This is a genomic window from Stenotrophomonas sp. S4, from assembly GCF_054187805.2.
The window spans coordinates 1092050-1111808 of the sequence record NZ_CM196188.1 but is presented as its reverse complement, the minus strand read 5'-3'; the positions used below and the strand labels follow the sequence as shown (position 1 = coordinate 1111808).

Below are 19759 nucleotides of genomic sequence, written 5' to 3'. Positions count from 1 at the left end.
CTCCATGAAGACCACGACCCTGCTGTCCACTTCACTGCTGTTGTCGCTGGCCGTGCTCCCCGGCGTGGGCTGGGGCCAGGTGCAAGCGCCTGCGGCCCCTGCGCAGCCGGCACCCGTTGTACAGCCGCCCGCGGAACCGGCCGTGCCGATGCCTCCGGCGCTGGCCTGGGAGCCGCCGCCGCTGCAGCCGTTCACCGCTACCTACCAGGCCTTCTACAAAAGCAAGGAGGCCGGCGATGCCAGCATGCAGGTCACCCACACCGGCGGCAGCCAGTGGCGGGTGGACATGCAGGTGGTCGGCCGCCGCGGCTTTGCCAGCGTGCTGGGCCTGAACATCGAACAGAGCACGGTGTTCGAGGAGCGCAACGGCGTCTATGCACCGCTCAGCCAGAGCACGGTGCGCAAGGGCCTGTTCCTCGGCAAGAAGGCGGTTGGCACCTACAACTGGCAGGCCGGCACCGCGCAGTGGACCGGCGACGTCAAGAAGGACCGTGCACAGCCGATTCCGCTGCAGCCGGGCGACCAGAGCGCCCTGCTGATCAATCTGGCGATCATGCGGGATGCCCGTCCGGGTGCCACCATGCACTACCGCTACGTGGACATGGGCAAGGTCCGCCAGCATGACTACCAGGCCGCGCCGCAGACCGAGAACGTCGAGGTCGGCGACCTGTCCTACAACGCGCTGCGGGTCTACCGGACCAACGGCGGCAACAACGAAACCATCCTCTGGATCGCCAACGGTGTCCCCACCCCGGTGCGCATCCTGCAACGCGAAGACGGCGAAGACCGCGTCGATCTGCGCCTGATCGAATACCAAGGAGTCTGAGCATGAGCACCCTGACCCGTCCCCTCACCTGGATCGCTGCAGCCGCGCTGTCGGTGGCCAGCCTGCCGGCCATGGCCCTGCAGCCGTTCAAGGCCGATTACCTGGCCAGCTACATGGGCATGCAGGCCAATGGCAGCATGACGCTGAGCAGCGAGGGAGCCAACAAGTGGCGCTACACGCTGCAGGTGAAGAACCAGCTGGCCGACCTGAGCCAGAGCACCGTGTTCGAAGAGGTGCGCGGCCAGCTGCGCCCGCTCAGCAGCCAGGACCGTTCGGCGCTGCTGGTGAAGAAGCGCAACGTGCAGGCCAACTACAACTGGACCAGCAACCAGGCCACCTGGACCGGCGACATCAAGCCGGACCGCGCCGGCCCGATCGCACTGAAGTCCGGTGACATGGATGCACTGCTGATCAACCTGGCGATCGCCCGCGACCTGGCCGCCGGCAAGCCGCTGACCTATCGCATGGTCGACGAAGGCCGCATCAAGAACATGACCTACCGCGTGATCGGCAAGGAATCGATCACCGTGGGCGGCAAGAGCTACGAAGCGACCAAGGTGTCGCGTGCCGACGGCAACAAGGAACTGATCGCCTGGATCGTGCCGGAATTCCCGGTGCCGGCGCGCATGCTGCAGCGGGAGAACGACCGCGATGCGCTGGACCTGACCATCAAGGCGATGAACTGACCGGAGATCCACGTCATACACGCATGGCGTGGATCTACTGGAAACCTGAAGTAGATCCACGCCATGCGTGGATGGGTGTACCCCAAAGAAAACGCCCGCTTCCGCGGGCGTTTTCTTATTTCTTCGCTTCAGCCGGCTTCTGTTCCTCGGCCGCCTTGAACTCGGTGCGGCAGTCCACGCGGATCTGCTCGCCGGTGCTGCGCCAGACGAAGGTGCGGCAATGGCGGTTGCCGTCCTGGCTGTCATTCACCGCAACGGCATAGAACGACTCGATGATCTCGTCACGCGAGACCGTGCCATCGCCGTTCCAGTCCATGTCCTTCTGCTCGATGCCCTGAGTGATGGCGATATTGGCGTACCAGGCATAGCCCAGCCACGCCAGCACGATCAGCACCAGCGCCAGCAGCGCCTTGCGACGCGGGCTGAACTTGCCGCGCAGGATCATGGCACGCGCCGGATGGTGGCGCCGAGCGAAGACAGCTTCTCTTCGATGTTCTCGTAGCCACGATCAAGGTGGTAGATGCGGTCGATGGTGGTCTCGCCGCTGGCCATCAGGCCGGCCAGGATCAGCGAGGCCGAGGCACGCAGGTCGGTGGCCATTACCGGCGCACCGCTCAGGTGTTCGCTGCCACGCACGATGGCCGTGTGGCCTTCGACCTGGATGTCCGCGCCCAGGCGCAGCAGTTCGTTGACGTGCATGAAACGGTTCTCGAAGATCGTTTCGTTGATCACGCCCACACCGTCGGCCACGCAGTTGAGCGCCATGAACTGCGCCTGCATGTCGGTCGGGAACGCCGGGTACGGCGCGGTGGTCAGGTTGACCGCCTTCGGCCGCTTGCCCTGCATGTCCAGGGTGATGGTGTCGTCGGTGGTCTCGATCTTCGCACCGGCTTCGACCAGCTTGGACAGCACCGCGTCCATGGTGTTCGGCCGCGCACGGTTGACCGTGACCTTGCCGCCGGTCATCGCCGCAGCCACCAGGAAGGTGCCGGTCTCGATGCGGTCGGGCAGCACTTCGTGGCGGCCACCGGACAGGCGCTCGACGCCTTCGATGACCAGGCGGGCAGTGCCCAGGCCTTCGATCTTCGCGCCCAGCGCGATCAGGCAATGCGCCAGATCGGTCACTTCCGGTTCCATCGCACAGTTGTCGAGGATGGTGGTGCCTTCAGCCAGCACCGCGCCCATCAGCACGTTCTCGGTGCCGGTGACGCTGACCATGTCGAAGGTGAAATGGCCGCCCTTCAGGCGCTTGGCGGTGGCCTTGATGAAGCCGTTCTCGACCACGATCTCGGCACCGAGCGCCTGCAGGCCCTTGATGTGCTGGTCGACCGGACGCGAACCGATCGCGCAGCCGCCGGGCAGCGACACTTCCGCCGCGCCGAAGCGGGCCAGCAGCGGGCCCAGCACCAGGATCGAGGCGCGCATGGTCTTGACCAGCTCGTATGGCGCCACGTGCTGGTTCACCGAACGCGGGTCGACCACGATCGCGCTGCCGCGCGACAGCGTGCCCTGGTCGATGGTGACCTTGGCGCCCAGCTCGCCCAGCAGCTTCACCGTGGTGACCACGTCGTGCAGGTGCGGCACGTTGGTGATCTCCACCGGCGCATCGGCCAGCAGGGTCGCGCAGAGAATGGGGAGAACGGCGTTCTTGGCGCCGGAGATGCTCACTTCACCGTGCAGCGCAGCGCCGCCGGTCACAACGATCTTGGCCATGTATTCGGGATCTTCTGCGGTTCAGCCGGCTTCGGCCGGGGTCACGGTTTTCAGCGCCAGCGCGTGGATCGCGCCGCCCATCAGGTCGCCCAGGGTGGCATAGACCATCCGGTGGCGGGCCAGCGGCATCTTGCCGGCAAAGGCCTCGCAGACCACGGTCGCTTCGAAATGCACGCCATCGTCGCCCTGCACGTCGGCGCGGGCGCCGGGCAGGCCGGTTTCGATCAGGTTGCGGATGGTGTCGGCGTCCAACGGGCTTTCCTAATAAAATGTGCCTCCATTCTACTTCCGCTGCGTGGCGTCCGCATGGCCGAATCCCTGTTGCCCCCCCGTTCCGTCGACCCTGCCAGCCTGGTCGCCAGTGGCCGCCGCGTCTTCGAGATCGAGCAGCAGGCCCTGGATGCCGTGGCCGACCGCCTTGGCGAGGCCTTCCAGCAGGCCTGCCAGGCGATCCTGGCCAGCCGCGGCCGGGTGGTCGCCACCGGCATGGGCAAGTCCGGGCATATCGCCCGCAAGATCGCCGCCACCCTGGCCTCGACCGGCACTCCGGCGTTCTACGTGCACCCGGGCGAAGCCGGCCATGGCGACCTGGGCATGATCACCGAGGACGACGTGGTGCTGGCCCTGTCCTATTCGGGCGAGTCGGACGAAGTGCTGATGCTGCTGCCGGTGCTCAAGCGCCAGGGCAACGTGCTGATTTCCATGACCGGCCGCCCGCAGTCCAGCCTGGCCACCGCCGCCGACATCCACCTGGACGTCAGCGTTCCGGCCGAGGCCTGCCCGCTGGCGCTGGCACCGACCTCCAGCACCACCGCCTCGCTGGCGATGGGCGATGCGCTGGCCGTGGCCCTGCTCGACGCACGCGGCTTCACCGCCGACGACTTCGCCCGTTCACACCCGGCCGGCAGCCTCGGCCGTCGCCTGCTGCTGCACATCACCGACGTCATGCACACCGGCGAGGACCTGCCCAGCGTGGGTGCCGACGCCAGCCTCAGCGAAGCGCTGATGGAGATGAGCCGCAAACGGCTGGGCATGACCGCCGTGGTGGATGCCGATGGCGTGCTGATCGGCCTGTTCACCGACGGCGACCTGCGCCGCGCGCTGGACAGTGCACTGGACGTGCGCACCGCGAAGATCGCCGATGTGATGACCCGCAACCCACGCACCATCGGTGCCGACCAGCTGGCGGTGGAGGCTGCCCGGCTGATGGAGACCCACAAGATCACCGGCCTGATCGTGATCGACGGCCAGGGCCGCGCGGTCGGCGCCCTGAACATTCATGACCTGTTGCGGGCCCGGGTGGTTTAACCGACAGTCCGTAGACCCCATTCAGTCTGTACTGCCCCACCCGAACCTACCGAGCCCGCCGCCCTGATGCCCTGGTCCCCCCTGCCCGCCTTCCCCGCCCACCTGCATGCCGCCGCGGCCCGCGTCCGCCTGGCCTGCTTCGACGTGGACGGCACCCTCACCGACGGTCGGCTGTACTACGACAAGGACGGCAACGAGAGCAAGGCGTACTTCGTGCAGGATGGCCTGGGCCTGAAACTGCTGCAGCAGCACGGCATCCACCCCGTGCTGATCACCGCGCGCAACAGCCAGTCCGCGCTCAGGCGCGGCGCCGACCTCGGCATCGACACCCAGATCGCCGTGGGCGACAAGCTGGCCAGCGTGCAGGCGCTGTGTGCGCAGCACGGCATCGGCCTGGAGCAGGTGGCCTTCATGGGCGACGACCTGCCGGACCTGGCGCCGCTGGGCGCGGTCGGCCTGGCGGTGGCGCCGGCCAACGCCCACCCGTGGATCGCCGAGCGCGTGCACTGGCAGACCCGCGCCGATGGCGGACGTGGCGCTGCCCGTGAGCTGTGCGACATCCTGCTGGCCGCCCAGGGCCACGTGGACGCGGTCCTGGCGAGGTTCGGCGCATGAGCCTGCCGACCGTGAACTGGCGCACCCTGCTCGGCATCGGACTGCTGCTGGCGGCCCTGCTCAGCAGCTGGGCGGCCCTGCGCAACCGCGACAAGGGTCCGGCCAGTGCCGGCCAGGAAGTCGGCGTGGACTACATCCTGCACGACTTCCAGATCGTCGCCCTGGATGAGCACGGCAAGGAATCGACCACCCTGCGCGCACCGTTGCTGGAGCGCCAGCGTGGCGACCAGACCATCAACATCGCCACGCCGCTGTTCGAGATGCCGGACAAGGATGGCAAGCACTGGACCCTGCGTGCCGAGACCGGCTGGCTCAGCGCCAAGGGCGACGAGATGAAGCTGCGCGGCAATGTCGCCGGCGACAGCCCGGCCGACCCGGGCGTGGTGCCGACCACCTTCCGCACCGACCACCTGGACGTGTTCCCCAAGGAGAACCGTGCCCGTACCGATGCACTGGTCACCATGACCCGCCCCGGCATGGAACAGTCCGGTGTTGGCTTCGAGGTGGATTCGAAGAACAACACGTATCATTTCCTCAGCCAGTCCAAGGGCCGTTACACGCCCCGTCGCTGATTCCGCCGCCCTCCTGCGACGTCCCCGGACAGGCGCAAGGCAGGCAGCCCACCCACCCGCCCCCGGTTTCCCGGGCGGCCCCACCGGTAGAACGGACCCCGATGAAGATTCCCTTTGCAGCCGTACTCGCGCTCGGCCTGCTTGTTCCCAGCGCCGCCTTTGCCAAGTCCACCGACCGCAACGAGAACATGAACATCGACTCCGGTGCCCAGTCGGGCGTGCTCACCGGCGATGGCAAGACCGTGCTGTCGCAGGGCGTGACCGTCACCCAGGGCTCGCTGGACATCCGCTCGTCCGAAGCCGAGATCTACCTGAAGGACGGCGAGGCGGTGCGTGCGGTGTTCACCGGCAAGCAGGCCACGATGAAGCAGCAGCTCGACGATGGCACCTGGATGGACGCGGTGGCTGATCGCATCGACTACGACATCAAGACCGAGATCATCACCCTGACCGGCAACTACAAGGTCACCAGCGCGCGCGGCACCAATGCCGGCCAGCGCATGGTCTACAACACCCGCAGCGGCGAGATGAACTCCGGTGGCGATGGCAGCCGCGTGCGCACCGTCATTCCGCCGAAGAACAAGAACCCGGCGGCACAACCGGCTGCCACGCCCAAGGCGGCGGCGCCGGCCAGCACGCCGGCCAAGCCGGCCGGGAGCAAGAAGTAATGCTCGTCGCCAAGGGCCTGCGCAAGCGCTACAAGCAGCGCGAAGTCGTCAAGGACTTCGGGCTGACCCTCGACGCCGGCGAAGTGGTCGGCCTGCTCGGCCCCAACGGCGCCGGCAAGACCACCTGCTTCTACATGATCGTCGGCCTGGTCGCCGCCGATGCCGGCAGCATCGTGCTCGACGGCAAGGACATCACCAGCGATCCGATGTACACCCGTGCCAAGCAGGGCGTGGGCTACCTGCCGCAGGAACCGTCGGTGTTCCGCAAGCTGACCGTGGCCGACAACCTCCGCCTGGTGCTGGAACTGCGCGAAGACCTGGATTCGGCTGGCCGCGAACGCGAATTGAACAGCCTGCTCGACGAACTGCAGCTGGGCCATGTTGCCGACCAGCTCGGCGCCAGCCTGTCCGGTGGCGAACGTCGTCGCTGCGAGATCGCCCGCGCACTGGCCGCACAGCCGCGCCTGATCCTGCTCGACGAACCGTTTGCCGGTGTCGACCCGATCTCGGTGGGTGAAATCCAGCGCATCGTCACCCATCTCAAGCAGCGTGGCATCGGCGTGTTGATCACCGACCACAACGTGCGCGAGACCTTGGGAATCTGCGACCGCGCGTATATCCTCGCCGAGGGCACCGTGCTGGCCCAGGGCTCGCCGGAGGCGATCCTGGACAACGCCGACGTACGTCGCGTCTACCTTGGGGATTCCTTCAAGCTGTGACCGCAGGCGCCGGGTCCCTTTCCTTCCGTTCGGCACAGGCATGAAGACTCGGCTGCAGACATCGTTGGGACAGCAGCTGGTGCTTACGCCCCAGCTGCAGCAGGCGATCAAGCTGCTGCAGATGTCCACGACCGAGCTGGAGCTTGAAATCGCCCAGGCCGTGGAGAGCAATCCGCTGCTGGACTGGGCCGACAGCAACGACAGCAGTGCCGCCAATGAGGGCAGCGACAGCACGGATGCCGACGCCCCCGCCGAACGCACCGACAACGGTGACGACTGGGGACCGGCCGAACTCGACTGGAGTGCCGCCGGCAGTGGCGGCAGCTTCGACGATGACGATGACACCGGCAGTGCCGCCGAGCGCGTGGCCGAAACCGAAACGCTGGCCGACCACCTGCTGTGGCAGCTGCACCTGTCGCATCTTTCCACGCATGACCGCAGCATCGGCGCGGCACTGATCGATGCCTTGGACGACGACGGCTACCTGCGCGAACCGCTGGCCACCATCGCCGAAACCCTGCTGCCGGCGGTCCATGCCGATGAGGATGAAATCCTCGCGGTGCTGCATCGCATCCAGCGTTTCGACCCGGTCGGCGTTGCCGCGCGCACGCTCGGCGAATGCCTGCAGCTGCAGCTGGACGTGCTGCCTGGCGACACGCCGGGGCTGGCGCTGGCGCGACAGATTGCCGCAGGCCCGCTGGAACGGCTGCCGCGCAGCGGCGTCGCCGGGCTGGCCCATGAACTGAAACAGCCCCTGGACGAGGTCGAGACGGCGGTCGCGCTGCTGCGCTCGCTGGACCCGCGTCCGGGCACGCAGATCGCGCCGCTTTCGCAGGACACCTACGTGGTGCCCGACGTCGTGGTGTGGCGACAGAACGGCATCTGGCGCGCGGCACTGGCCGGCCATGCCGGGCCGAAGGTGGTGATCCACCGCGGCTACGAACAGTTGATCCGCCGCTGTGGCGAGGCCGACGCCGGCTACCTGCGCGCCCAGCTGCAGGAGGCGCGCTGGCTGCTGAAGGGCCTGCAGCAGCGCGGCGAAACCCTGCTGCGGGTGGTGCGCAGCCTGATCCTGCAACAGGCCGGCTTCCTCGAATTCGGCGAGCAAGCGCTGCGCCCGCTGACCCTGCGCGAGATCGCCGCCGAGCTGGGCCTGCACGAATCCACGGTGTCGCGTGCGATCGCCCGCAAGCACGTGCGCACGCCGCGCGGCACCCTGCCGCTGCGCGCCTTCTTCGCCTCGGGCATCGATACCGAGGGCGGTGGCGAGGCATCCAGCACGGCCATCCAGGCGATGATCCGGCGCCTGATCGACGATGAGAACCCGCGCAAGCCGCTTTCTGACGCCAAGCTGGCTGACCTGCTCAAATCGTCGGGAATTCCAGTGGCGCGACGCACCGTGGCGAAGTATCGTGAAGCCATGAACATCTCCGCCTCGCACGAAAGGGTCAGAATCGCTTGACGCGCCGCCGCGCCCGGCGGAGAGGTTCATTGGCACATCCGAACACAGGAGAAACCCGATGCGCATCGAAACGTTTGGCAAAGACGTCGAAGTCACCCCGGCCCTGCAGTCCTATGTAGAGGAGAAGCTGGCCCGGATCGGAAAACACTTCGACCAGCACTGCGAAGCGCGGGTGACCCTCAAGCTGCAGAAGACCGAACACCACGTCGACGCCAGCCTCAACATTCCGGGGCAGACCCTGCACGCCGAGGCCGGCGGCCAGACCATGTATGCCGCGATCGACCTGCTTGCGGACAAGCTTGACCGCCTGGTCATCAAGCACAAGGAGAAAAAACAGCAGCACGCACCGCTGCCGGTGGGCGACAATGGTGGCTGATCGCCACCGTTCCCCGCAGACATGCCCCTGACTGACCTCCTGGCGGCCGTGCAGACCCAGCTCTGCACGGCCACCGACCGTGACAGCGTCCTGCAGGCCGCCGCCGGGTTGCTGGCCTGCCGCCAGGCCAACGCCGAACAGATCTATCTGAACCTGTGCCAGCGCGAAGCCCTGGGCAGCACCGCGATCGGCCACGGCATCGCCATCCCCCACGGCCGCGCGCCGACCCTGGACCGCCCCCGTGGCGCGCTGCTGCGTCTGGCGACCCCGGTCGACTTCGGCGGCGATGAGCCGGTGGACCTGGTGTTCGCGATGGCCGTCCCCGCCCACTACACCCACCAGCACCTGATGCTGCTGTCCGAGCTGGCAGAGCTGTTTTCCGCACCGGACATCCGCCAGGCCCTGCGCGAAGCCGGCGATGCCCGGGCGCTGCGCGAAGCGCTGGACATGACCCCACCTGCGAGTGCCGCATGAATACCAGCATCACCGCCCGTGAACTGTTCGAACAGCAGCGCGAGCGGCTGGGGCTGCGCTGGGCCGCCGGCAAATCCGGTGAGAAACGCGAGCTGGAGGCCGGCAACACGGTCTCGCGGCGTCCCTCGCTGGCCGGCTACCTCAATGCCATCTATCCCAACAAGGTGCAGATCCTGGGCACCGAGGAACTGTCCTGGCTGGATGCGCTGGAACCGCGCCAGCGTTGGGAAACCATCGAAAAGATCATGCAGTCGCACCCGCTGGCGCTGGTGCTGACCCGCAACCAGGCGTGCCCGGAAGACCTGCGCGCGGCCGCCGATGAATCCGGTACACCGCTGTGGCTGTCGCCCAAGCGCGGCCACGAACTGCTCAACCACCTGTCCTACCACCTGGCGCGTACGCTGGCGCCGCGGGTGATCCTGCATGGCGTGTTCATGGAGATCTACTCCATCGGCGTGCTGATCACCGGCGAGGCCGGATCGGGCAAGAGCGAGCTGGCGCTGGAACTGCTCAGCCGCGGCCATCGACTGGTGGCCGACGATGCCCCCGAATTCACCCAGATCGCGCCTGATGTACTCGACGGCACCTGCCCCGAACTGCTGCAGGACCTGCTGGAAGTGCGCGGCCTGGGCGTGCTGAACGTGCGCGAGATGTTCGGCGACACGGCTGTAAAGAAGAACAAGTACCTTCGGCTGATCGTCCACCTGACCAAGCCGATGACCGAACCCACCCCGCATGGCTACGAGCGCCTGACCGGCGACTCGGGCACGCGCCATGTGCTGGACCTGGACGTTCCGCTGATCACCCTGCCGGTGATGCCCGGCCGCAACCTGGCCGTGCTGACCGAGGCCGCGACCCGCCTGCACATCCTGCGCACCAAGGGGATCGACCCGGCGGCGATGTTCATCGCCCGCCACAGCAATCTGCTGGAACGGCGAACACCCTGATTCCCCTGCCCCTCGAAGAGCCTGTCCATGAGCACCGCAACCCCCACCGCCCCGACCCTGATCATCGTCAGCGGCCTGTCCGGCTCGGGTAAATCCGTCGCCCTCAAGACCTTCGAGGACCAGGACTACTACTGCTCGGACAACCTGCCGATCCACCTGTTGCCGGACTTCGTGCGCAGCCTGCTGGCCAACCACGACGGCAGCGCACCGCGCCGGCTGGCGGTAGGCATCGACGTGCGTGGCCAGTCCGACCTGAGCCAGCTGGGCAACTGGCGGCAGCTGGCCACCGATGCCGGCGTGGAAGTGAAGGTGCTGTTCTTCGAGGCCAGCGACGAAACGGTGCTCAAGCGCTACGCCGACACCCGTCGTCGCCATCCACTGAGCCAGCTGGGCCTGTCGTTGCCCGAAGCGATCGCCCGCGAGCGCGAGCTGACCGCGCCGCTGCGCCGTGAGGCCGACGCGGTGATCGATACCAGCAACCTCAACGTGCATCAGCTGCGGCGGCGGATCATCACCGAGTTCGCGATGGACCATGCCACCGGCCTGTCGCTGCTGTTCGAATCCTTCGCCTACAAGCGTGGTGTGCCCGCCGAGGCGGACTTCGTGTTCGACGCCCGCGTGCTGCCCAATCCGCACTGGGACCCGGACCTGCGCGCGCTCAGCGGCCGCGAGCCGGGCGTGCGCGACTACCTGGAAGCGCAGCCGGACGTGCAGCGCTACCTGACCCAGCTGATGGATTTCCTCGATACCTGGCTGCCGAAACTGGGCGATGGCACCCGCAGCTACGTGACCGTGGCATTCGGCTGCACCGGCGGCAAGCACCGTTCGGTGTTCCTGGCCGAGCGCATGGCCCGGCATGCCCGCGAGATGGGCTGGGAAGACGTGGCCACGTACCACCGCGAACAGGATTGAGGGGGTCTAGCCGGGCTGCGCCCGGCACCCGCCGGTAGTGCCGGCCGCTGGCCGGCAACAGCAACAGCAAAAGCGGCTTCCGTGGGATGGTGGTGCGGTGTGCTGTTGGTGGGTGTCGACCTTGGTCGACACAGTAGATCCACGCCATGCATGGATGAATCCCGGTCAGGCATCGAAAAACGCATGGGGTCGGATCCCTTTTCCAGGGGAAAAGGGCTCTGACCCCGGTAACGCTGAATACGGGACACAGTGCCCCTCATCTGCTGCTATCGCCGATTCACCTTGACCTGTTAACGTGCAGTAATGACCTGTGGCATTCTCCTCGTAACACATCCCGGGGTCGGGACCGCCCTGCTTGACGTGGCGACCCGGCTCCTGCGGCAATTGCCGCTGAAAACCGAAGCTTTCGAAGTACCGTTCGACGCAGACCTGGACGCCCTGCTCCCGCTCGCCTCGGCCGCCCTGCGGCGGGTCGACAGCGGTGAAGGCGTGCTGATCCTGACCGACCTGTACGGCGCCAGCCCCGCCAACCTTGCCGGGCAGCTGGCCCGGCTGGGGACCCCGGTTCGCCGGGTGTCGGCGCTGAGCCTGCCGATGTTGCTGCGGGTGATGAATTATCCGGAACAGGGACTGGATCAACTGCCCGCCACAGCCGCGGCGGGTACCCGTAATGGAGCGATAGTCGACGATGCTTGAACGAGAACTCACCGTCAGCAACCGCCTGGGCCTGCACGCCCGGGCCACCGCCAAGCTGGTGCAGACCCTGGCGCCGTTCCGCTGCAACGTGACCATGGCCGCCAAGGGCCGTGAGATCAACGCCAAGAGCATCATGGGCGTGATGCTGCTGGCCGCCGGCCAGGGCACCCCGGTCACCGTGCGCATCAACGGCGAAGATGAAGCCGCCGCGATGGACGCGGTGGTCGGCCTGTTCGAACGCCGCTTCGACGAGGACAGCTGAGCGTGCCACGCGCACGCGCCGGCCAGGTCCCTTCCGGCCAGCGGCCGGTACAACTGCTGGCCGGGCACGGCGCTGCCCGCGGCACGGCAATGGGCCGGGCCCGCGTACGCTTGCCGCATGCGCTGGAAGTCGCTGAACAACGTGTCGCAACCAGCCAGGTCGAGGCCGAACTGGCTCGCCTGCACCGGGCGGTGGATGCCGCACGCGTGGAAATGCACGAACTGCGGCAGCGCCTGCAGGGTGCATTGAACCAGGAGGTAGGCGAGTTCCTCGACCTGCATGCCCTGCTGCTGGATGACCCCGAGCTGCTGTTCGGGCTGGATGAGCTGATCCGCAGCGGCCCGTACAGCGCCGGCTATGCGCTGCGCCTGCAGCGTGACCGCCTGGCCAAGGTCTTCGATGGCATGGACGATGCCTACCTGAAGAGCCGCATGGACGACCTCGACCATGTGATCGGCCGTATCCACGCCTTCCTGCAACCCGAACGCACTCCGGTGATGAAGGGCCTGGCCGGCGAGATCCTGGTCTGCGACAACATCGCCCCGTCCGAACTGGCGCAGCTGCAGGCGCAGGGCGTGGTCGGCATCGTCACTGCCGCTGGCAGCGCGCTGTCGCACAGCGCGATCCTGGCCCGCAGCCTGCACCTGCCCCTGATCGTCAACGTGCCGCAGCTGCTCAGCCGCATCGCCGACGGCGACGTGCTGATCATCGACGGTGCCGACGGCAGCATCACCGCCAACCCACTGGCCGACAACCTGCGTGACTACCGCGCGCGCCTGAAGGAACACGCGCGCGAGCAGCGCGAGCTTGGCCGCCTGCGCAGCAAGCCCAGCCGTACCCGCGACCAGGTCGATATCGCCCTGCTGGCCAATGCCGAATCGCTGGAGGACGTCACCCAGGCGCATGCGCTGGGTGCGCAGGGGCTGGGCCTGTACCGCACCGAGTTCCTGTTCCTGCAGCGCAACGAACTGCCGGACGAAGAAGAACAGTTCCAGACCTACCGTGATGCCGCGTTGGGCATGAGCGGTCGGCCGGTGACCATCCGCACGCTCGACCTGGGTGCGGACAAGGCCGATCGCACCGGCCTGACCCTGAGCAACGAAGAGAACCCGGCACTGGGCCTGCGCGGCGTGCGCCTGTCGCTGGCACGGCCCAAGGTGGCCGACACCCAGCTGCGCGCGATCCTGCGCGCCTCGGCCTACGGCAAGCTGCGCGTGCTGGTGCCGATGGTCAGCACCCGCGAGGAACTGCTGGCGGTGCGCCGGCGCATGCTCAAGCTGAGCGAACAGCTGCGCAGCGAAGGCCACATGGTGTCCGAGCACGTGCCGCTGGGCGCGATGATCGAAGTCCCGGCGGCTGCACTGGCGCTGGAGAGTTTCATCGACCTGGTCGATTTCCTGTCGATCGGCACCAATGACCTGGTGCAGTACCTGCTGGCCGCCGACCGCAACAACGAGGCGCTGGGTGAGTTGTACTCACCGTTGCACCCGGCGGTGCTGCGGCTGTTGCAGATGGTGATCGAGACCGGCGCGCGCCACCGCATCCCGGTGGCGGTCTGCGGCGAGATGGCCGGTGATGCGCGGATGACCCCGCTGCTGCTGGCGCTGGGCCTGAGCGAGTTCAGCCTGCATCCCGGTACGTTGCTGGAGGTGCGCCGCGCAATCCGCGAAGCCGATCTGGGTGCGCTGCGCGCCCGTGCCCCGAAGTTGCTGGCCGCGCGCGACCGCCGCGCCATCGAACGCTGGCTGGCGCTGGTGGCGGATACGCCCTGACCCCACCCTGCTGATTCGCCGGGTATGCACGCGCGGGGTCAGATCCCTTTTCCTGTGGAAAATGGATCTGACCCCAGCCTCCCGTCGGGGTATGCGTTGCAACATCCCCTTGCGATAATGACGCGCTGAACACCCCTGTTGCCGCATCCTTGCCGGGATCGCGGCTTTTCTTATCCCGCGGGAGCTGCGATGGCTGAAGCTGTACGCCACGACAAGACTGCGCGCCAACTGCGGATGTTGTCCGATGCACTGGACAGCGGCCGGCTGGGCCCGGTACGTCGGCTGGTCAACACCCTGGCCCCGGCCGAGATCGGCAACCTGCTGGAATCGCTGCCGCCAGGCAAGCGCGAGGTGGTGTGGGGCCTGGTCGACCCGGAAGATGACGGCGAGGTGCTGGTCCACGTCGGCGAAGACGTGCGCGAGAGCCTGCTCGCGGACATGGACCCGGACGAGATCATCGCCGCGGTCGAAGACCTGGACATCGACGACCTGGCCGACCTGGTCGAAGACCTGCCGGATACGGTCATCGACGAGGTCCTCAAGTCGATGGACCGCGAGAACCGCGAGCGCCTGGAGCAGGTGCTGTCCTATCCCGAGGACAGCGCCGGCCGCCTGATGAACCCGGACGTGGTGACCGTGCGCGCCGACGTCAACGTCGACGTGGTGCTGCGTTACCTGCGCCTGCGCGGCGAACTGCCGGACCACACCGACCATCTGTTCGTGGTCAGCCGGCGCCACCAGTACCTCGGCCGGGTGTCGCTGGCGGCACTGGTGACCCACGAGGACACCACCCCGATCAACCGCCTGATCGACGACGAGCAGCCGGCCATCGATGTCGGCGAGAGCGACCAGGAGGTGGCCCGCCAGTTCTCCGACCATGACTGGATCTCCGCGCCAGTGGTGGACGACAACAACATCCTGATCGGCCGCATCACCATCGATGACGTGGTCGACATCATCCGTGGCCAGGCCGAACACCAGGCGCTGGGCGCCGCCGGTCTGGACGAGGACGAGGATCTGTTCAGCCCGGTCTGGCGCGCCATGCGCCGGCGCCTGATGTGGCTGTCGGTGAACCTGTGCACCGCCTTCCTGGCCTCCAGCGTGGTCGGCCACTTCGAAGGCACCATCGACAAGCTGGTGGCGCTGGCCGTGCTGATGCCGATCGTGGCAGGCCTGGGCGGCAATGCCGGCACCCAGGTGCTGGCGCTGATGGTGCGCGGCCTGGCACTGGGCCAGGTGGGCGCGTCCAACGCGCGCACGCTGCTGTGGAAGGAGGTGCGGGTCGCCTTGTTGAACGGCGTGATGCTCGGTTCGGTGCTGGGGCTGATCGTGCTGGCCTGGTTCCACTCGCCCGGGCTGTCGGCGGTGATCGCCATCGCGCTGACCTGCAACCTGCTGTTCGCCGCACTGGCCGGCGTGCTGGTGCCACTGACCCTGAAACGCTTCGGCTTCGACCCGGCGCTGGCCAGCGGCATCTTCCTGACCGCGGTGACCGACTCGATGGGCTTCTTCACCTTCCTCGGCCTGGCCACGCTGGTGCTGCTGCACTGAACCCTGCAGGGTCGGATCCCCGCCACGCGGGGCTCTGACCCGATCCCAACTGGAACACCCATGGCAACAACGATCGAAAACTACTTCCAGCCCGGCTGGCGCGACCAGCAGCACACCTGCCCGGCCTGCGAATGGAAGGGCAGCTCGCGCGCCATGGAGATGGAGCTGGACGAAGACGCCACCGAGTACGACTGCCCGGTATGCGAGAACCCGCTGCTGGTGGTGCTGCACCCGGACATCGCGCAGGTGCAGGCCGCCGCCGCCGACGGCAATGCCGAGGCGCAGGAGCAGCTGGACATCATCGCCAGCTTCCCACGACCGGAGTGACGCGGCGCATGATGCCGCGTTGACCTGCGGCGGACTAGGATGCAGCTGACCTCGCTGCCCCGGGAAACGCCATGCTCCGTTCGATTCCGCGCTGGCTGCCCTTGCTGGCGGTCCTGATGATGACCGGCTGTGCCTCGATGCCGGACAGCGCGCGCGGCCGCTTCGAGGGCCGCGCAGTGAAGGTGGACGGCGAGACCGCCTACTACCAGGTCTTCATTCCGGCGGGGGTGCGGGCGGGACAGCCGGCAGGCGCCGGCAACGGCAGCGGCGTCCCGGTGGTCCTGTTCCTGCATGGCTCGGGCGAACGCGGCGGCGACGGCATCAAGCAGACGTACTCGGGACTGGGGCCCTACCTGCGCGAGCATCCCGACTTCCCGGCGCTGGTGGTGTTCCCGCAGGCACCGCGCCATTCGGAATGGAGCGGCCGCAACAACCGCATGGCCGTGGCCGCACTGGACGCGACCATTGCCGAGTTCGGCGCCGACCCGGCGCGGCAGTACCTGACCGGCATGTCGATGGGCGGCTACGGCAGCTGGAACATTGCGCTGGATGACCCGCACCGCTTTGCCGCGATCGTGCCGGTATGCGGTGCCGTGTTCGCGCCGCGCGCCAAGCGGCCGACCCTGTTCGTCGAACAGGTGGCCCAGGAATCCGATCCGTACGCCGTGATCGCCAGGCGACTACGGCACACGCCGATCTGGATCTTCCACGGTGCCCTGGACGACGTGGTGCCGCCGGATGACGACCGCAGGCTGCACAGCGCATTCCAGGGCACCCACGCACGCGACGTGCGCTACACCGAGTACCCGGAAGGCAACCACAACGCCTGGGACGCCACCTACGCCGACCCGGCGATGTGGGCGTGGCTGTTCGCGCAGAAGCGCTGACCAAAGCTCCTGTCGGGAAACATCTGTTGGTGGGCATGGGAGCTGGTGGGTGCCGACCGTTGGTCGGCATGGGAGTTGGTGGTGGGTGCCGACCGTTGGTCGGCACTATCTCTCCGATCCAGGCTGTTCCTCTGCATTGAACTGCCCATCAATCTCCCATCGGCACCACGCATGCGGGTACTCCCCAAGACAGCTCGCCAAGTTCGCCCGGATCGGGTTGGCGACGATGTACATCGCGTGCCGGAACAGCGATTCATCGGAACGAATGGCGTGATCGTGATAGCTCGATTGCCAGAATCGCCCTGATCTACCCAGCATGCGGTTGGTCCGCAATGCACTGCTCGATTTGAAGCGTTGCATGACGTAGTCCAGCGAGAACGCGCGGAGCTCCACAAGCCAATGGACATGATCCGGCATGACCACATAGGCAAGCGAGTGCGTCAGACCGTCAGCATCAAGACGACGGATCACCTCCATCACCACCTGCGCCGCAGTGGCGTCGTCGAAGTAGTGTCGACGGCCCTGGGTGACGGTGGTCAGGATGTAGGATTGCCCGATCCGGGAATGGCGGCCAAGGCGTAGGCGTGCGCGATTCATCGGCACAAGCGTGTGCTTGCCAGCAGTCACCTTCTATCGGGCAACCACTCCGATGCAGGTAGGCCTGTAGCCAATCAATGGCTACGCTCGCCACTTCACTGGACTGATGGCTCTGTGCCGACCAACGGTCGGCACCTACCCAGGCAGTTCAAGGCGAATTCCCATTGTGCCGACCAACAGTCGGCGCCTACCCAGGCAGTTCAAGGCGAATTCCCATTGTGCCGACCAACGGTCGGCACCTACCCAGGCAGTTCAAGGCGAATTCCCATTGTGCCGACCAACGGTCGGCACCCACCCATGCCGTCAAGATTGCGATCAGCCCAGCAGGGTTTCCAGCACGGCCATGCGCACGGCGACGCCGTTGGCGACCTGGCGCAGCACCCACGACTGCGGGCCGTCGGCCACGTCGTCCGTCACTTCCACGCCACGGTTGATCGGACCCGGGTGCAGCACCGCGGCATCCTTGCCGGCGCGGGCCAGGCGTTCGTTGGTCAGTCCGTACTGCGCGTGGTACTGCTCCAGCGACGGCACCAGGCCTTCTTCCATGCGCTCGCGCTGCAGGCGCAGCATCATCAGCGCGTCGACGCCTTCCAGCATCGCGTCGAAATCATCGCCGACCACGCAGCCCTTCAGGGTCTCGTCGTCCGGCAGCAACGACTGCGGGCCGCACACGCGGATCTCGCCCACACCCAGCGTGCGCAGCGCATGCAGGTCGGTGCGGGCCACGCGCGAGTGCTTCACGTCGCCGACGATCACCACCTTCAGCTTCGAGAAATCCGGGCCCTTGGCCTGGCGCAGGGTCAGCATGTCCAGCAGGCCCTGGGTCGGGTGCGAGCTGCGGCCGTCGCCGGCGTTGATCAGTGCGGTGCCCTCACCCGCGGCGTCGGCCAGCGCGGCCACGGCGCCATCATCCGGGTGGCGCACCACGAAGCCGCGCACGCCCATTGCTTCCAGGTTGCGCAGCGTGTCGCAGGCGGTTTCGCCCTTGCGCGTGGACGAGGTCGAGGCATCGAAGTTCAGCACGTCGGCGCCCAGGCGCTGCGCGGCCAACTGGAACGAACTGCGGGTGCGCGTGGACGGTTCGAAGAACAGCGTGCACACCGCCGAACCGGCCAGCACCTGGCGCTTGTTGCCGACGCGACCGACCGCGGCATCGCGGATCTGCCCCGCCCGATCAAGCAGCTGCAGCAGGGTTTCGCGCGGCAGGCCCTCCAGGGTCAGCAGGTGGCGCAGGCGTCCGGAGGCATCGATTTGCTGGGCGGTCATGGCGGTGTCGGGCAGTCAGGGAATGGGGGTGGCGTCGTCCGGCGACGACAGCCAGCGGTCGATGATCACCGCCGCGGCCACGGCATCGAGGGCGGCCGCATCACGGCGGCGCTTGCGCCCTTCGGCGCGCTCGACAGCGAAGCGGCGTGCGGCCTCGACCGAGCTGGAACGCTCGTCGATCATCACCACTGGCAGTTTGAAACGTTCCCGCAGCTGGCGGGCGAAGCCCTGCGCGCGCTTGCGGTTGGGCTGGTCCTGGCCGTCCAGGGTCAGCGGGTCGCCGACCACCAGGCCATCGGGTTTCCATTCCTTGAGCAGGCGTTCGATCGCGGTCCAGTCCGGGCCGTTGCCGTGCACATCGACCACGGCCACCGCGCGCGCATGCGCAGCGAAGGCACTGCCGATGGCCACGCCGATACGCCGCGAGCCGACATCGAAACCCAGAACGGTGCCGTCACGGCGGATGGCCGGGGCAGCAGGATCCGGCGCGGGCATGATGGGCTCAGACATGGCCGCTGTAGTCGGTCAGCCGGAACAGGTCCACGCCGATGCGCGAGGCCGCACCCTGCCAGCGCTGCTCCAGCGGCAGCTGGAACACCAGTTCGGCATCGGCCGGCACAGTCAGCCAGCTGTTCTCGGACAGCTCGCTTTCCAGCTGCCCTGCACCCCAACCGGCACAGCCGAGGGTGACCACGGCATTGGCCGGGCCTTCGCCGCGCGCCATCGCTTCGAGGATGTCGCGCGAGGTGGTCAGGTACAGGCCTTCTCCCACGGTCAGGCTGGAATCCCACGCCCGCGCGTCGTCATGGATGACGAAGCCGCGCTCGGGATGCACCGGGCCGCCATTGAGCACCATGCGCGCCTGCAGGTCGCCATCACCGGTGGTGATGTCCATCTGTGCAAGCACTTCACCCAGCGTGTATTCGGAAGGCTGGTTGACCAGCACGCCCATTGCCCCGTTCTCGTCGTGCTGGCAGATCAGCGCGACGCTGCGGGCAAAGGTCGCGTCGAGCAGCGACGGCAGCGCGACGAGCAGGTGATCGGCAAGGGAGGTCGGCGTTACAGGCATGCCCCCATTCTACCTGCTGGGGGCGGGATGGTCGCGCGATGGCGCGGAACAGCG

Annotated in this window: 25 protein-coding genes; 18 read left to right on the top strand and 7 right to left on the bottom strand. The window is 67.3% G+C overall.

Features of this window, described 5'->3' with window-relative positions:
- The first annotated feature begins 4 nt into the window (after window positions 1-4).
- Together ACUZUJ_RS05130 and ACUZUJ_RS05125 are read left to right on the top strand one after the other, a co-directional pair.
- Complete coding sequence (locus tag ACUZUJ_RS05130) at window positions 5-826, top strand: DUF3108 domain-containing protein (RefSeq protein ID WP_049442960.1); 822 nt, start codon at window positions 5-7, stop codon at window positions 824-826.
- A gap of 2 nt (window positions 827-828) precedes the next feature.
- Window positions 829-1512 carry a DUF3108 domain-containing protein gene (locus ACUZUJ_RS05125; RefSeq protein ID WP_014036249.1) on the top strand — a complete coding sequence of 228 codons (684 nt, stop codon included), beginning with the start codon at window positions 829-831 and terminating at the stop codon, window positions 1510-1512.
- A gap of 115 nt (window positions 1513-1627) precedes the next feature.
- Here ACUZUJ_RS05125 and ACUZUJ_RS05120 read toward each other — a convergent pair whose 3' ends face one another.
- The 3 genes from ACUZUJ_RS05120 to ACUZUJ_RS05110 are packed head-to-tail and all read right to left on the bottom strand — an operon-like array spanning window position 1628 to window position 3477.
- A complete protein-coding gene (locus ACUZUJ_RS05120; protein WP_014036248.1) occupies window positions 1628-1957 on the bottom strand; it encodes a hypothetical protein in 330 nt (109 codons plus the stop codon).
- The gene (murA, locus tag ACUZUJ_RS05115) at window positions 1954-3225 is read right to left on the bottom strand and encodes a UDP-N-acetylglucosamine 1-carboxyvinyltransferase (RefSeq protein ID WP_014036247.1); all 1272 of its coding nucleotides are present in this window, start codon (window positions 3223-3225) and stop codon (window positions 1954-1956) included. Before murA ends, ACUZUJ_RS05120 begins: the two co-directional genes overlap by 4 nt.
- Before the next feature lie 21 nt (window positions 3226-3246).
- A complete protein-coding gene (locus ACUZUJ_RS05110; protein ID WP_005408396.1) occupies window positions 3247-3477 on the bottom strand; it encodes a BolA family protein in 231 nt (76 codons plus the stop codon).
- Window positions 3478-3531: 54 nt separating this feature from the next.
- On the opposite strand from ACUZUJ_RS05110, the gene ACUZUJ_RS05105 reads away from it, so the two are divergent.
- The 16 genes from ACUZUJ_RS05105 (at window position 3532) to ACUZUJ_RS05030 (ending at window position 16773) form a co-directional block, all read left to right on the top strand.
- Window positions 3532-4533 carry a KpsF/GutQ family sugar-phosphate isomerase gene (locus ACUZUJ_RS05105; protein WP_049442962.1) on the top strand — a complete coding sequence of 334 codons (1002 nt, stop codon included), beginning with the start codon at window positions 3532-3534 and terminating at the stop codon, window positions 4531-4533.
- Window positions 4534-4599: 66 nt separating this feature from the next.
- A complete protein-coding gene (locus ACUZUJ_RS05100; RefSeq protein WP_014036245.1) occupies window positions 4600-5148 on the top strand; it encodes a KdsC family phosphatase in 549 nt (182 codons plus the stop codon).
- The gene (gene lptC, locus ACUZUJ_RS05095; RefSeq protein ID WP_049442963.1) at window positions 5145-5720 is read left to right on the top strand and encodes an LPS export ABC transporter periplasmic protein LptC; all 576 of its coding nucleotides are present in this window, start codon (window positions 5145-5147) and stop codon (window positions 5718-5720) included. Before ACUZUJ_RS05100 ends, lptC begins: the two co-directional genes overlap by 4 nt.
- Before the next feature lie 101 nt (window positions 5721-5821).
- Window positions 5822-6388 (top strand): lipopolysaccharide transport periplasmic protein LptA, encoded by a 567-nt coding sequence (lptA, locus tag ACUZUJ_RS05090; RefSeq protein WP_075675157.1) that lies wholly within the window; start codon window positions 5822-5824, stop codon window positions 6386-6388.
- Window positions 6388-7107, top strand: a complete 720-nt coding sequence (lptB, locus tag ACUZUJ_RS05085; protein WP_005415558.1) for an LPS export ABC transporter ATP-binding protein — start codon at window positions 6388-6390, stop codon at window positions 7105-7107. Before lptA ends, lptB begins: the two co-directional genes overlap by 1 nt.
- Before the next feature lie 40 nt (window positions 7108-7147).
- Window positions 7148-8569: an RNA polymerase factor sigma-54 gene (locus ACUZUJ_RS05080; protein WP_049443427.1), complete on the top strand. Its 1422-nt coding sequence runs from the start codon at window positions 7148-7150 to the stop codon at window positions 8567-8569.
- A gap of 58 nt (window positions 8570-8627) precedes the next feature.
- Complete coding sequence (gene hpf / locus ACUZUJ_RS05075) at window positions 8628-8945, top strand: ribosome hibernation-promoting factor, HPF/YfiA family (protein ID WP_005415556.1); 318 nt, start codon at window positions 8628-8630, stop codon at window positions 8943-8945.
- A 21-nt stretch (window positions 8946-8966) separates the two neighbouring features.
- Window positions 8967-9419: a PTS sugar transporter subunit IIA gene (locus ACUZUJ_RS05070; protein ID WP_032130191.1), complete on the top strand. Its 453-nt coding sequence runs from the start codon at window positions 8967-8969 to the stop codon at window positions 9417-9419.
- Complete coding sequence (gene hprK / locus ACUZUJ_RS05065; RefSeq protein ID WP_005408388.1) at window positions 9416-10366, top strand: HPr(Ser) kinase/phosphatase; 951 nt, start codon at window positions 9416-9418, stop codon at window positions 10364-10366. The genes ACUZUJ_RS05070 and hprK overlap by 4 nt, the downstream gene beginning before the upstream one ends.
- Window positions 10367-10393: 27 nt before the next feature.
- Window positions 10394-11278 (top strand): RNase adapter RapZ, encoded by an 885-nt coding sequence (gene rapZ, locus ACUZUJ_RS05060; RefSeq protein ID WP_049443426.1) that lies wholly within the window; start codon window positions 10394-10396, stop codon window positions 11276-11278.
- Window positions 11279-11581: 303 nt separating this feature from the next.
- Window positions 11582-11974 carry a PTS sugar transporter subunit IIA gene (locus ACUZUJ_RS05055; protein ID WP_014036239.1) on the top strand — a complete coding sequence of 131 codons (393 nt, stop codon included), beginning with the start codon at window positions 11582-11584 and terminating at the stop codon, window positions 11972-11974.
- Entirely contained in the window at window positions 11967-12236 is a 270-nt protein-coding gene (locus ACUZUJ_RS05050; RefSeq protein ID WP_014036238.1) for an HPr family phosphocarrier protein, read from the top strand. Before ACUZUJ_RS05055 ends, ACUZUJ_RS05050 begins: the two co-directional genes overlap by 8 nt.
- Window positions 12237-12238: 2 nt before the next feature.
- Complete coding sequence (ptsP, locus tag ACUZUJ_RS05045; RefSeq protein ID WP_458220162.1) at window positions 12239-14008, top strand: phosphoenolpyruvate--protein phosphotransferase; 1770 nt, start codon at window positions 12239-12241, stop codon at window positions 14006-14008.
- A gap of 189 nt (window positions 14009-14197) precedes the next feature.
- A complete protein-coding gene (mgtE, locus tag ACUZUJ_RS05040) occupies window positions 14198-15559 on the top strand; it encodes a magnesium transporter (protein WP_008266103.1) in 1362 nt (453 codons plus the stop codon).
- Between the two features lie 60 nt (window positions 15560-15619).
- Complete coding sequence (locus ACUZUJ_RS05035) at window positions 15620-15886, top strand: hypothetical protein (protein WP_014036236.1); 267 nt, start codon at window positions 15620-15622, stop codon at window positions 15884-15886.
- Between the two features lie 71 nt (window positions 15887-15957).
- Entirely contained in the window at window positions 15958-16773 is an 816-nt protein-coding gene (locus ACUZUJ_RS05030; RefSeq protein WP_049443424.1) for a carboxylesterase family protein, read from the top strand.
- Between the two features lie 105 nt (window positions 16774-16878).
- Here the strand turns inward: ACUZUJ_RS05030 and ACUZUJ_RS05025 are convergent, their stop codons facing one another.
- The 4 genes from ACUZUJ_RS05025 to ACUZUJ_RS05010 form a co-directional block, all read right to left on the bottom strand.
- Window positions 16879-17370 carry an REP-associated tyrosine transposase gene (locus ACUZUJ_RS05025; RefSeq protein WP_075675162.1) on the bottom strand — a complete coding sequence of 164 codons (492 nt, stop codon included), beginning with the start codon at window positions 17368-17370 and terminating at the stop codon, window positions 16879-16881.
- Between the two features lie 315 nt (window positions 17371-17685).
- Entirely contained in the window at window positions 17686-18636 is a 951-nt protein-coding gene (locus tag ACUZUJ_RS05020; RefSeq protein ID WP_119007197.1) for an aspartate carbamoyltransferase catalytic subunit, read from the bottom strand.
- A gap of 15 nt (window positions 18637-18651) precedes the next feature.
- Complete coding sequence (ruvX, locus tag ACUZUJ_RS05015) at window positions 18652-19146, bottom strand: Holliday junction resolvase RuvX (RefSeq protein WP_049443421.1); 495 nt, start codon at window positions 19144-19146, stop codon at window positions 18652-18654.
- Entirely contained in the window at window positions 19139-19705 is a 567-nt protein-coding gene (locus ACUZUJ_RS05010) for a YqgE/AlgH family protein (protein WP_014036231.1), read from the bottom strand. The genes ruvX and ACUZUJ_RS05010 overlap by 8 nt, the downstream gene beginning before the upstream one ends.
- Window positions 19706-19759 lie beyond the last annotated feature (54 nt).

Coding starts and splice junctions, on each gene's coding strand:
- ACUZUJ_RS05010 (WP_014036231.1), bottom strand. CDS start 19,705: ATGCCTGTAACGCCGACCTCCCTTGCCGATCACCTGCTCGTCGCGCTG.
- ACUZUJ_RS05080 (WP_049443427.1), top strand. CDS start 7,148: ATGAAGACTCGGCTGCAGACATCGTTGGGACAGCAGCTGGTGCTTACG.
- hpf (WP_005415556.1), top strand. CDS start 8,628: ATGCGCATCGAAACGTTTGGCAAAGACGTCGAAGTCACCCCGGCCCTG.
- ACUZUJ_RS05120 (WP_014036248.1), bottom strand. CDS start 1,957: ATGATCCTGCGCGGCAAGTTCAGCCCGCGTCGCAAGGCGCTGCTGGCG.
- lptC (WP_049442963.1), top strand. CDS start 5,145: ATGAGCCTGCCGACCGTGAACTGGCGCACCCTGCTCGGCATCGGACTG.
- ACUZUJ_RS05100 (WP_014036245.1), top strand. CDS start 4,600: ATGCCCTGGTCCCCCCTGCCCGCCTTCCCCGCCCACCTGCATGCCGCC.
- hprK (WP_005408388.1), top strand. CDS start 9,416: ATGAATACCAGCATCACCGCCCGTGAACTGTTCGAACAGCAGCGCGAG.
- ACUZUJ_RS05035 (WP_014036236.1), top strand. CDS start 15,620: ATGGCAACAACGATCGAAAACTACTTCCAGCCCGGCTGGCGCGACCAG.
- ACUZUJ_RS05050 (WP_014036238.1), top strand. CDS start 11,967: ATGCTTGAACGAGAACTCACCGTCAGCAACCGCCTGGGCCTGCACGCC.
- ACUZUJ_RS05020 (WP_119007197.1), bottom strand. CDS start 18,636: ATGACCGCCCAGCAAATCGATGCCTCCGGACGCCTGCGCCACCTGCTG.
- ACUZUJ_RS05105 (WP_049442962.1), top strand. CDS start 3,532: ATGGCCGAATCCCTGTTGCCCCCCCGTTCCGTCGACCCTGCCAGCCTG.
- ACUZUJ_RS05070 (WP_032130191.1), top strand. CDS start 8,967: ATGCCCCTGACTGACCTCCTGGCGGCCGTGCAGACCCAGCTCTGCACG.
- ACUZUJ_RS05025 (WP_075675162.1), bottom strand. CDS start 17,370: ATGAATCGCGCACGCCTACGCCTTGGCCGCCATTCCCGGATCGGGCAA.
- lptB (WP_005415558.1), top strand. CDS start 6,388: ATGCTCGTCGCCAAGGGCCTGCGCAAGCGCTACAAGCAGCGCGAAGTC.
- rapZ (WP_049443426.1), top strand. CDS start 10,394: ATGAGCACCGCAACCCCCACCGCCCCGACCCTGATCATCGTCAGCGGC.
- ACUZUJ_RS05030 (WP_049443424.1), top strand. CDS start 15,958: ATGCTCCGTTCGATTCCGCGCTGGCTGCCCTTGCTGGCGGTCCTGATG.
- lptA (WP_075675157.1), top strand. CDS start 5,822: ATGAAGATTCCCTTTGCAGCCGTACTCGCGCTCGGCCTGCTTGTTCCC.
- ACUZUJ_RS05130 (WP_049442960.1), top strand. CDS start 5: ATGAAGACCACGACCCTGCTGTCCACTTCACTGCTGTTGTCGCTGGCC.
- mgtE (WP_008266103.1), top strand. CDS start 14,198: ATGGCTGAAGCTGTACGCCACGACAAGACTGCGCGCCAACTGCGGATG.
- ACUZUJ_RS05125 (WP_014036249.1), top strand. CDS start 829: ATGAGCACCCTGACCCGTCCCCTCACCTGGATCGCTGCAGCCGCGCTG.
- ruvX (WP_049443421.1), bottom strand. CDS start 19,146: ATGTCTGAGCCCATCATGCCCGCGCCGGATCCTGCTGCCCCGGCCATC.
- ACUZUJ_RS05055 (WP_014036239.1), top strand. CDS start 11,582: ATGACCTGTGGCATTCTCCTCGTAACACATCCCGGGGTCGGGACCGCC.
- murA (WP_014036247.1), bottom strand. CDS start 3,225: ATGGCCAAGATCGTTGTGACCGGCGGCGCTGCGCTGCACGGTGAAGTG.